This is a genomic window from Bradyrhizobium denitrificans (assembly GCF_013179005.1).
In the GTDB taxonomy this organism is placed as follows: domain Bacteria; phylum Pseudomonadota; class Alphaproteobacteria; order Rhizobiales; family Xanthobacteraceae; genus Bradyrhizobium; species Bradyrhizobium denitrificans.
Genome location: NZ_JABFDP010000102.1, coordinates 1 through 305, shown reverse-complemented (window position 1 = coordinate 305; position 305 = coordinate 1). Strand labels below are relative to the sequence as shown.

Here is a 305-nt window from a genome sequence, read left to right as displayed (position 1 = left end):
CTGACGGAGACCAGCGAGAGCCTGGACACCGTCGACAATCAGTTGGTGCGGTTCGAGCAGGAGCCGAACAACGCCAAGATCCTCGATAACATCTTCCGCCTGGTGCACACGATCAAGGGGACCTGCGGCTTCCTCGGCCTGCCGCGGCTCGAAGCGCTGGCGCACGCCGCCGAGACCCTGATGGGCAAATTCCGTGACGGCATGCCGGTGACCGGCGAGGCCGTGACGCTGATCCTCACCACCATCGACCGCATCAAGGACCTGCTGGCGCAGCTCGAGGCCAATGAGTCCGAGCCGGAAGGCGA

At 64.9% G+C, this 305-nt stretch carries 1 protein-coding gene; it reads left to right on the top strand.

The features are described from left to right. On the top strand, positions 1 to 305 hold a 305-nt coding region (locus HL671_RS37935), incomplete at both ends, for an Hpt domain-containing protein (protein WP_172244286.1).